Below are 12,145 nucleotides of genomic sequence, written 5' to 3'. Positions count from 1 at the left end.
TCAGATAAGATTTAACTCTTCCTAATACTGGGTTTTGTTTGCTTTTCAGAGTCCTTTTCTACTAGAAACTGGGATGTATCCTATTTATAGGAGTAATCGCTAGAAATATGGTAGAATCAAAAAAAGAATCAGCTGCTTTTTTATGTAAATTTCAACCTGTGAAGTCTAAAAATTTTTAACTTTCTCCTTTCTTTTCCGAATAAATAGATAGTAGCAGTGAATCTAGCAAACCTAGATTAAAAAATGTGCTATAATAGAAGGAGGAAAAGGATGATTCTAAGACATCCGGGCATCAGCCCAACCAACGATTTGGTTGCTAAGAAAATCTTTAGTAATCCAGAAATCACTTGTCAATTTATTCGCGATATGCTGGACTTACCAGCTAAAAATGTGACGATTTTAGAGGGAAGCAATATTCACGTCTTGCCTTCCCTGCCTTACTCAGCGCAGGATTTTTATACCAGTATAGATGTTTTAGCTGAACTAGATAATGGGACCCAAGTAATCATTGAAATTCAAGTTCATCATCAGAATTTTTTTATCAATCGCCTGTGGGCTTACCTGTGTAGTCAGGTCAATCAAAACCTAGAAAAAATTCGTCAGCGAGAAGGAAATACTCACCAGAGTTATAAACACATTGCACCAGTTTATGCTATCGCAATTGTGGACAGCAATTATTTCTCAGATGATTTGGCTTTCCACAGTTTCAGTATGCGAGAGGACACGACAGGTGAGGTCTTAACCATCACCAATAATGGACAAGAAAACCATCTGGTTAAGATGGCATTCTTGGAATTAAAAAAATACAGAGAAACCAGCAAAGATAGCATTCGCAAACCGTGGTTGGAGTTTTTCGGTAACAAACCCTTTACCCAGCACCCCGAGCGAGCCATCAGCCAAGCAGATCAACTGCTGGACTACAAAAGCTGGTCCGAGGAGGACAGGAAAATGTTTAGCCAACTACGTATGCGTGAAGAACAAGCCTTGTTAGCGCAGGACTATGCCTTGGAACAAGCGGAGGAAAAGGGCTTAGAACGTGGTCTTGAACGTGGTCGGGCAGAGGGTTTAGAGCGTGGTCGAGCTGAGGGGATTGAACAAGGTATCGAAAAAGGTTTAGAACAAGGACTTGAACGTGGGAAAGTTGAAGGAAGTTTGTCTATGCTACTAAATCTGGTTCGTCAAGGTCTTCTGACACCTGAGGTTGCCAGCCAGCAGTTGGGAATGACTGTCTCTGAGTTTGAAGAATTATTAAAAGACCATCATAAATAAGAACTAAAAAAATACAGAGAAACCAGCAAAGATAGCATTCGCAAGCCGTGGTTGGAGTTTTTCGGGAATAAACCCTTTACCCAGCACCCCGAGCGAGCCATCAGCCAGGCAGACCAACTGCTGGACTACAAGAGCTGGTCCGAGGAGGACAGGAGAATGTTTAGTGAACAACGCAGACGCGAAGAACAAGCCTTGTTAGCGCATGACTATGCCTTGGAACAAGCTGAGGAAAAAGGGTTGGAACGTGGTCGTGCAGAGGGTTTAGAACGTGGACGAGCTGAGGGAGTTGAACAGGGATTGGAGCGCGGGAAAGTTGAAGGAAGGGAAGAAGGAAAACTTTTTGCCTTTCTGGATATGGTTCGTCAAGGTCTTCTAACACCTGAGGTTGCGAGTGAGCAATCAGGCATGACCGTGGCTGAGTTTGAGGCACTATTGAAAGAGCATCATAAATAAGAACTAAAAAATACAGAGAAACCAGCAAGGATAGCGTTCGCAAGCCGTGGTTGGAGTTTTTTGGTAATAAGCCCTTTACTCAGGAACCCGAGCGAGCCATCAGCCAGGCAGACCAACTGCTGGACTACAAGAGCTGGTCCGAGGAGGACAGGAAGATGTTTAGTCAACTACGTATGCGTGAAGAACAAGCCTTGTTAGCACAGGACTATGCCTTGGAACAAGCTGAAGAAAAGGGTTTAGAGAGAGGTCTTGAACGTGGTCGCGCAGAGGGTTTAGAGCGTGGACGAGCTGAGGGAGTTGAACAGGGACTGGAGCGCGGGAAAGCTGAAGGAAGGGAAGAAGGAAAACTCTTTGCCTTTCTGGATATGGTCCGTCAAGGTCTTCTAATATCTGAAGTTGCCAGTAAGCAGTTGGGGATGACCGTCGCTGAGTTTGAGGCGCTTTTGTAAGTTAGGGGATGTATCTAGCTTTTCTCTTAAAATCTTATCAGAGTGCTAGGAAACTTACATTATATTTCACGATTTTCAGCAGAATGGTTCTGCTGATTTTATATAGAAAAAATGGCGGATTTTATCTTTCTATAGATAAGGTCTGTTTTTTATTTATATTAAATTTAAAATATTATCCATAATAAGGTTGATAGATAAGGGTGTGCATATATATATATATATATATAATCGCAAGAAAATACTGTTATATCGGCTTTTTTGTTACTTTTTTAGCGTCTCCACGAGACTGCTAAAAACTTCGCGTTTTGCTGTTCAAATTTGCGAAAATAGGATATAATAATACTATCTCAGAATTTGTCTTTTGACAAGTGTGGGAATAAAAAGAAACATATCCTTTCTTTAAATACCTAAAATATTTAAGGGGGGGGTATTTTTTGGTACCTCCAGAAAGGGAAAACGAGAGGTAAGATAATGAGAAAATCATATCGTGATGATAATGGTGAAAAAATTTACCGTTACTCAATAAGGAAATATCATTTTGGGGCTGCTAGTGTTGCAGTGGCGGCTCTGATGTTCTTTGCGAATGGGGTGCAAGCGCAGGCCCCTGCAGTGTCTCCAGTAACAGCTAGTGATGTAGTTGCTGGACCTTCTGGAAATTCAGATGAGGATCCACAGGACTCAGATGAGGAGAGTCCTGAGAAAACGGCAGTAGTTGAACAACCTGTTGCCCTCAAATCAGCAGGAGAATCTAGCGCTCCAGAAGCTAAAACTGAAGAAGGAAGTCAAGAAGAATCAGAAGCTGAAGTTAAAAGTCCTCAGCCTGAGACTAAGATAGATGAGAACGCAGAAGCTTCTCAAGTGGCGAAGGAAAAAGATCAGGAAGTATCAGCGCCAGTAGCTGACACAAGTGCAGCCAAATCGACACAAAGCACCCTAGAAGCTTTGTTGGCAAGTTTGACCTTAGACTCTATGAAGGCTCTCCACACTGAAGTGGAAGAAGGTCTCGCAAAGGCTAAGGCGGTCTTAGAGAATCCAAAAGCGACGCAAGCACAGGTTGATGAGCAAGTCAAACTCATGGAAGACCTGACTCGTCGGGTCAAGGAAGCTTTGTCACCTCAAGTTTCCACTCCTCCAGTCTTAGAAAAAGCAGGTCTGACAAACACTAGGCTGGCTGCTCCAGAGGGGACTGTACTAACTCCAAAGGAAGCTGTTACAAAAGTCCTAGAGAAGAATCCTGTAGCATCAACTAATGGAGAAGTTAGGACTCCATCAACTAAACTTTCAAAGTCAGAAGTTAGTGATAATCAGAACAAAGAAAAATTAAAAACGCTCTCAAAAGATTTATCTGCCTATCTGACACAGGCGAATGAAATCACACGTCCTGAGACTAAGAAACTTTTAGAAGGAGTAGAAGAAATTGTTAAATCAATTGAAGCTAGTGTATTACAACCTCAGTTAACACCAGCTGAAATTGAAGAACTCCTCAAAAAAGGAAAGCAAGCTGAGAAGAAACTTGCCTTAGCACTTACTCGTGAAAACTCTGGTAAACGGGATTTGCGAAATAGCAAACCCATGAAATTAGGGTCAGACTTTAGAGCTAATCCGACTGGTCTTAATACAAAAAGAGCCTATATTGTTAAAAATGGTGATGGTTCTGGATTGCCTGCCGAGACTTATTTGTATGCATTGAGAAGAAACATTAATGACAAACCTAGAGAAGAGAATTTAGTGCAAGTAAGTGATGCAGTGGCTGAAGCTAAGGTTACTGTTACAAACTTGGGTAATGGTGATTTCAAATGGGATTTGATTTTTAATAGTAGTACAAAACAAGGTCACCAAAATGCATTTTATTGGTTTACTTTACCGAAAGGACATACTATTACACAAACATTGGCAGTTACTAGGACACATGGGGGACATACCAAATCATTCGTTAGTGGAAGTCGTAGTTTTAACGAGGAATGGGGAGAGAGAATAAAAGAAACGATACAAGCAGGAAGAGCAACTTATGGTTCTGCTGCAGGTCCGACAGATTTTAATTCTAATTTCAATAGTCTTAGAGATGTGACGAATACTACTTTTATAGCTAAATCTGGTCAGAGTCAGAGAGTTGGAGATACTCCTACTGATAGTCAGAATTCAGATGGGTATTACTACCTAGGTCCTACTATAAATAAATTCCGTCAATGGCCACCTGAAACAGCAGTTTCTAAAGAAGTGGTAGATAGAGCAGATAGGAATATAAAAGGATTACATGAGAATTCTGAATTATTATATCACTTTACTTTGAGCGATGGAGAAATAAGGATTTCTTATAAAACACATACAAACAACCAGTATGCGCCTCTTTACTATGGAGCAGGTATGAGATCAGTTGAGCATAGTACGGCTCATATGTACTTCATGGCGAGAGGTTTACAAGAAAAGCCGAATGCTCCGACAGTTACACCTAATAATGAGGGGACAGTAACAGTGAATCCTTATTCTGGCCAAAATCAAAACGTGGATATGGTAGGAATCTCTTATAGGAATCAAGATAATGAAGAGAAAACGATAACCCTAACACGTAACCCTAAAGACAGAACGTGGACTAGTAGTGGGGATGGTAAGGATGGAATTCAAATCAATGGAAATTCATTCTCAGTAAAAGCAGGGTATGCTAAAGCTGGAACAGAAGTTAGTGCCATATCTTACTTTGGGAATAGTGATGCTAGTGATAGACATAAAGCGACTGTGCCAACAGACACACAACCTCCTGTAGTCCGTATAAATGGTGTTACATTGCCTGAAACTAGCCCGTCAGATGCTATCTATACAGTAACTCAAGGTGAGCGATTTGCACCAAATTTAGAAGCTTTCGATAATACAGGAAAGATTACTAAATTTGAAATCGGAGGAGACCCTCTTCCAACAGGTGTTAGTGTGTCAAGTTCCGTATCATCTACAGCTAACTATACTGAAACTAGTCCATATCGCCCTACATTTACAGGAAATGTTCCTAATAATTTTACTCCTGGATCGTATACACGTACTATCACGGTGAATGATGGGAAAACAGGTGATAAAATATATCATTTCAAATACAAAGTTCTTCCTAAGGCGCCAATGGTTACTACGGAAACAAAATACAATGGAACTTTAGTGTCGACTGACCGTAGCATTTCAGGAACGGGTCATCCAGGTGCGACGATTACAGTAACATTGCAGAATGGAACAACGGGAACAACAACTGTTGGGCCAAATGGTCAGTGGACTTATCGCTTAAAAGATTCCGAAATGTTGACGCAAAATGACAAACAAGATGCGACTACAAAATCTGAGAACCCAGTGAAGATTAAACAATCCTTGAATGAAGCGGAATCAGCTGAAACGAGAGTTAACGTCAAATTAGCTAGAGCAATCTCTATTAATACACCGGTTCAAGCAGGGCGTGATATTACCGTTAAGATCCCTCATGATGCTGGATTATTCTATGTACAGGTAAAAAGAGATAATCGAACGGTATACCAATATGATATAAAAAAAGTAGATGGAAATTGGAAACTAATAGGGACAGGAAATGCTCAACATACTGATTTAATAGTACAGGATGGTAATACCGTTTCTGAAAAAATATTGACCTTCCGTATTAAGGATAAAAAGAATAATATTCCGTTTACGCTTGCTGCAAATGATGATGTAACAATGAGGGTACATTATGATAATGATGCTGGAAATCCATCTGATCCGGCTAATGAAAATGGTGGGTGGGTTACTGCTGCCAAACCAACCAATATTAATCCAACCATCAATGTAAATGAACCAAATAGACATAATTACACAGCTGATGGTAGCCTGACAATAGCAGGATTGAAAGGTCTTGTGACAGCAACAGACCAAGAAGATGATGCAGACAAAACAGTAGGTCGTACTGCTAAGGAAAACTTAACTGTAACAGTTAAACAAGGAAATCAAGTTGTTAATCTAGGAAATGGCTACCTAAAAAAAGGTAACTATACTTTAACGTATGAAACAAGAGATGCGGCAGGTGTAAGTGTAACAAAAGAACATACAATTACAGTTTCATCACTTGCAGAGGCCTATGCGAACGATATTGTATATCCAACTGATAAAGTAGAATATGGTAATAATGATGTTACAAGTGGTAACTTTACGAAAAATATCAAAGGTAGTTTTGCTGAAAAGCTAAAACAAGTCAACCAAACGTTAAAAGGGAATCCTAAGTTTACAGCAGGGACAACAGATGAAACGAATAAAGTTGTCAAAGTGACTTTCTCTGATGGTTCAAGTATAGATGTTTCTCATGATAAAGTGGCTAAACCAACGGCGCCGGTAGTAACACCAAAAGGAGCGTATGCAGATTCACTAGACTCAACAGAGCGTAGTATTTCAGGGACTGGTATTGCAGGAGCAACTGTTAAGATTACGTTACAAAATAATAAAGAAGTTACAACAACAGTAGGAACTGACGGGAATTGGAAGTATGACTTAAAGGCTGGTGAAATATTAACTCAAAATAAATTAGCAGATAACACTAGTGGTTACAACGGTAAACAAGTAATAGTTAAGCAAGTTTTTAATAATGTAGAATCTGATACGACGAGTAAAGATGTTCTGATTGGATTCCCTACTTTAGAAAATAGTGTTGCTGCGGGTCGTGATATTAACTTTACGTTACCTAAAGATGTAGGATTAGCCTACATTCAAATGAATGATTACAGAGAAGAAATAACAGTTAAAAAAGAGAATGGAACATGGAAACTTGGCGGGAATTTTGCGGGTAAATTAAACTTAGAAATAGTTTCACAAGCGAATCCTTCAATTACGAAATTCCATATTAGTGTTAAAGACCCTAAAACGGAATCAAATATTCCTTTCAGATTACAAGCTGGAGAAAATAAACTTCGCTTACGTATGCACAAAGCGGATACTGCAGGAAATTCAGTTGGAAATTCTTCACAAATTTATGTAGGTGAAAATCAGACACGTGCTGATTGGGTACGTGCAAATGTAACTAATACAAAACCAACAATTACAAATAAAGTCGACAGTAAAAATACTTATGTAGCTAGTGACAAATTAACAAGAGCGAAACTTTTGGAATTAGTGGTTGCCACAGATGTTGAGGATGATAATAATAAAACTGTAGGTCAAACGGCTAACCAAAAACTAACAGTGACTTCTATTACTAAAGACGGTAAAACCTTCAATCTCAACGATACGGATTATCTAAAAAAAGGTAGCTATGTAGTAACGTACGGTACAAGTGATGCTGCTGGAACAGCTGCGGATTCTATCACACGTACGATTGAAGTTAAATCAATTGCAGATGTTACGACAATTAATTTAAATCAAAAAGAGACTTTCAATGCGTCAGATGTTGCGGATAATGGTTTCACAGATGCTGTAAGAGGCAGATTTGTTGAAAAAATTAAACAACAAAATCAAAACTTGCCAACAACTGCTCGAGTAGAGAAAATGACGGATGCCGGTTTTGGAAACGTAGCTAAGATTACTTTTGAAGATGATTCTTACAAAGTTGTAACAGGAACAGAAATTGCAGTGCCAGTAGCGCCAACGTTTACAGGTTCGAGAGAATTTGGAAATGACTTAGGTTCGATAGAGAGAAGAATTGCAGGAACAGGTATTCCAGGAGCAACTGTCAAGATTGCGCTACAAAATAATAAAGAAGTAACAACGAGAGTAGGTGCAAACGGAAATTGGGAATATGAACTTCGAAATGATGAATTATTAACTCAAAATGAGAAACAAGATGCGAAGACAAAAGCGGCTAAAGGTGTTTCAATTAAACAAGAAATAAGTGGAATGACTTCGGCTTCAACGCTTGTTAAGGTTCGTTTAGGAGAAGCCAAATTTGAAGAAACTCCAGTTCAAGCAGGACGTGATATTGTTGTTCGTGTACCGCATGATGCTAGCCGTTTCTATGTCATCATTGCAAGTAAAGACAGAAGTAAGTATCAGTATGGAATTAACAAAACGGATAATGGATGGCAAGTAGAAGAACAACATCAACCTTCAGGAAGTAGCACATTTACAGCTACTGGAAAAACAACAACTGACTTTACGGAAGAAAGAAGTACAAATCCAGCTGAGAAAGTATTTAAATTACACATTAAAGATACTCATACAAAAAATGATATTCCGTTCACTATTCCTTCGTCTAATAATAGTGTAATTGCTCGTGTTCACTATGATAATGAGGCAAATAATCCTTCTGGTGATTATGCAAGAGCAACAGCAACGAATACCTTACCAACAATAGATAAAAAACCAGATACTAAAGAGGTTTATCATGCTGATGGGACTTTAACTTTAGCTGCATTGAAAAATCTTGTTACTGTAAGCGATGCAGAGGATACCCCAGCTCAAGGACAGCCAAAAACTGTTGGAGAAGGAACTTTAACTGTAAGTATTCAAAAAGATGGGGAAACTATAACGTTAGGAAATAATGACTATCTAAAAGAAGGAACTTATACAATTACGTATAGTGCTGTTGATGCTGCAGGAAATTACAATAATCAGGGAAATGTTCAGGCGGTTACAAAACAAATTACAGTAACGGTAAAATCTCTTAAAAATGTTTATGAAAGTGGGATTAAAAACACATCTGTTGTGTTGCAAAAAGACGATATTCAAAATGGTGAATTAACACAAGCTGCAAAACAAAAGTTAGTAACAGAATTACAAAAAGTCAATACTCAATTGCCAACCAATACAATAATAACAGTAAGTAAAGGAAATGATGTTAATAATACTGTTGAAGTGACCTACTCTGATGGTACAAAAACGCAAATGCCATTAAATAGATTGGCAACTATTAATAGACCAACAATTAATGGAACGTTGACAGATGCTGATCGCACGGTATCAGGTACAAGTTTACCGAATGCGACAGTAACACTTACTTTACAAAATGATAATAGCATTACTACTACTACAGCTAATAGCAATGGTGAGTGGAGTGTTAGTTTACAAAATGGACAATATCTTCGAAAAAATGACGCTTCGAACACAAAAACATTAAATGTAAAACAAACATTTAAAAATCTGGAGAGCGGAATAACATCTGCAAATATTGCAGAAGGAAGAACATTCGAAGGACTTTCGTTGAAGTATCTTGCAGGAAGTTCTGTAACAATTTCGCCTACAACTGCATTAGTATATAAAGAACAAAATAATAAAAAATCTTTACCGAATTACTTAACGGTTGAATGGAAAACTGCTCCAAACACAACAACAGTAGGTGATAGCACTGCAACATTAGTTGTGAAAGAAAAAAATGTTGATAATACAACTACGAAACTAACAGAAGTAACTGTACCTGTTACAGTATATCCAACAGCTGTGGCGAAACAAAGTTCATTCCCAACTGTATTAGAAAAAGATCATAATCCAACAGATGGTGTGAAACCTACAACTCCACTACCACAAGGAAAGGACGCAGCAAATTATATTCAATTTAAAAATGAAAATAATGGAAATATAAATAAACCTGATGATGTGACAGTTGGATGGGAAAGCAAGCCGGTTACTACTACTCCAAATCCTAATCAAACTGGACGTGTTAAAATTACATATATAATCACAAATGCTGACGGACAAGAGGTTAGCAATAGTGTGTATGTTGATGTAAAAGTCCCTGTTTTACACGTTACACCGATAAAGACAGAAGTAGTTGCGACGTTTGGAGGAAACTTTGAAAGTACATCTAACAATTCTTCTACATATTATAATCATAATGGTAATGATAGTTGGACTTCTTCAGTTTGGAAATCTTCATCTAATAACTACTATTCAGAGTATGCAACATATACTAGAAGCGCTGATAAACAAAAAGCAAATTACCTAGGAAAAGTTAAAGATAGAATTCGAGCTTATGTTTCGGATACAAAATCTCAGAATTGGAATCTGTATGAGGAATTTGATGTAACGTTTACTGTTAAACCAATAACGCCGACAGTAGAAGGTGCTACAACCAGTGCAACAAGCTTGACAGTAAACAACGTGAATAGTGGAACAACTGTAGAGCTTTACGATGTAACTGACACCACTAAAGATCCTGTTAAGATTGGTGAAAAAGTAGTGGCTAAAGAAGGCAACTACGATAAGAAAGATAATATTTCAGTTCCGTTAACTCAAGGTCAAACTCTTGCTGCAGGTAGAAAAATTATCGCCAAAGTTGTGTATACTTCCGGTAACGATAAAACAGAATCTGATAACAGTTCAGAAGTCGTTATTAAACATCCGAAACCAGCAGAGTTGACGTCAACGACGAAAATGAATGGTGAAACAGAAATCAATATACCGACTGATGCTGATGAAGTAATGTTTAGTATTTCGAAAGATAATGGATCTGCGACTAAAGTGGTAGCGAAAAAATCAGAAAATTGGTCATTATCGAATGGACTTATATCAAAATCTCCAGATAACACATGGAAATTTGGCTCTCATGAAGATGGAACATACACAATAACAGCGGTAGCTACAGCTGGAAATGGTGAAACGAAGAGTGATGAAACTACAACAGTAATCACATCAAACTCACATAAAGTTACAAAAGTAGACATCATTAAGAAACCAACAGACACGTTGAGTGGAGACGATCTTCATACAACAAAAGGAATTGTTGGAATCGTAGATAACGGAACGAAAAAAGATTATGACCAAGCAGGAATCACATCTGTAACCTCAGTAGGGCAATTACCAAGTCTAACGCCAGGAAGCAATAGTGAAGTTCCAGTATTGATAACTTATGAAGATGGCTCAAAAGAAAACACAACCGTAACCTTGAAAGTAACGCAAACAGAGCCAGTAGCGCCAACGGTAGGACAATGGCAAAATGGTAATCTGAAAGTAACCCCAGATACAAACAACGGAGGAGATCGGATCGAGATACCGTTGAAAGAAGGCGGACCAGTCGTTGTCAAGAAAGGCGAAGACGGAGAGTGGAAAGTAGAAGGAAACCATCCAGAAGTTAAGGTAACAAACGGATCTATAGAAGTCCCAGCGGACAAAGTAGAAGATGGTGTGAAGGTAACAGCCAAATCAGGAGAAGGCGACTTTGAAAATAGCAAAGAAAGCGGAGCGTACACAAAACAAACGCATACTCTTGAGAAAAAAGACATAATCAAAAAACCAACAGACACGTTGAGTGGAGACGATCTTCATACAACAAAAGGAATTGTTGGAATCGTAGATAACGGAACGAAAAAAGATTATGACCAAGCAGGAATCACATCTGTAACCTCAGTAGGGCAATTACCAAGTCTAACGCCAGGAAGCAATAGTGAAGTTCCAGTATTGATAACTTATGAAGATGGCTCAAAAGAAAACACAACCGTAACCTTGAAAGTAACGCAAACAGAGCCAGTAGCGCCAACGGTAGGACAATGGCAAAATGGTAATCTGAAAGTAACCCCAGATACAAACAACGGAGGAGATCGGATCGAGATACCGTTGAAAGAAGGCGGACCAGTCGTTGTCAAGAAAGGCGAAGACGGAGAGTGGAAAGTAGAAGGAAACCATCCAGAAGTTAAGGTAACAAACGGATCTATAGAAGTCCCAGCGGACAAAGTAGAAGATGGTGTGAAGGTAACAGCCAAATCAGGAGAAGGCGACTTTGAAAATAGCAAAGAAAGCGGAGCGTACACAAAACAAACGCATACTCTTGAGAAAAAAGACATAATCAAAAAACCAACAGACACGTTGAGTGGAGACGATCTTCATACAACAAAAGGAATTGTTGGAATCGTAGATAACGGAACGAAAAAAGATTATGACCAAGCAGGAATCACATCTGTAACCTCAGTAGGGCAATTACCAAGTCTAACGCCAGGAAGCAATAGTGAAGTTCCAGTATTGATAACTTATGAAGATGGCTCAAAAGAAAACACAACCGTAACCTTGAAAGTAACGCAAACAGACTCTTGAGAAAAAAGACATAATCAAAAAAC

2 protein-coding genes and 2 pseudogenes are annotated in these 12,145 nt (G+C 38.7%); all 4 read left to right on the top strand.

The genetic code is table 11. The features are described 5' to 3' along the window. The first annotated feature begins 270 nt into the window (after positions 1–270). Positions 271–1,269, top strand: a complete 999-nt coding sequence (locus tag OC530_RS02830; protein ID WP_112445053.1) for an Rpn family recombination-promoting nuclease/putative transposase — start codon at positions 271–273, stop codon at positions 1,267–1,269. Then, positions 1,270–1,722: pseudogene (locus OC530_RS02825) on the top strand (hypothetical protein); the annotation flags it as partial. Further along, positions 1,719–2,171: pseudogene (locus OC530_RS02820) on the top strand (hypothetical protein); the annotation flags it as partial. The pseudogenes OC530_RS02825 and OC530_RS02820, both read left to right, overlap by 4 nt. A 471-nt stretch (positions 2,172–2,642) precedes the next feature. After that, on the top strand, positions 2,643–12,122 hold the full coding sequence (locus tag OC530_RS02815) for an Ig-like domain-containing protein (protein ID WP_262079305.1): 9,480 nt from the start codon (positions 2,643–2,645) through the stop codon (positions 12,120–12,122). Positions 12,123–12,145 lie beyond the last annotated feature (23 nt).

Source organism: Streptococcus sp. Marseille-Q5619 (genome assembly GCF_946901205.1).
Taxonomy (GTDB): domain Bacteria; phylum Bacillota; class Bacilli; order Lactobacillales; family Streptococcaceae; genus Streptococcus.
Note: the sequence above shows the minus strand (reverse complement) of the source record. Positions and strands in the feature narration are given on the sequence as shown.

Coding starts and splice junctions, on each gene's coding strand:
- OC530_RS02830 (WP_112445053.1), top strand. CDS start 271: ATGATTCTAAGACATCCGGGCATCAGCCCAACCAACGATTTGGTTGCT.
- OC530_RS02815 (WP_262079305.1), top strand. CDS start 2,643: ATGAGAAAATCATATCGTGATGATAATGGTGAAAAAATTTACCGTTAC.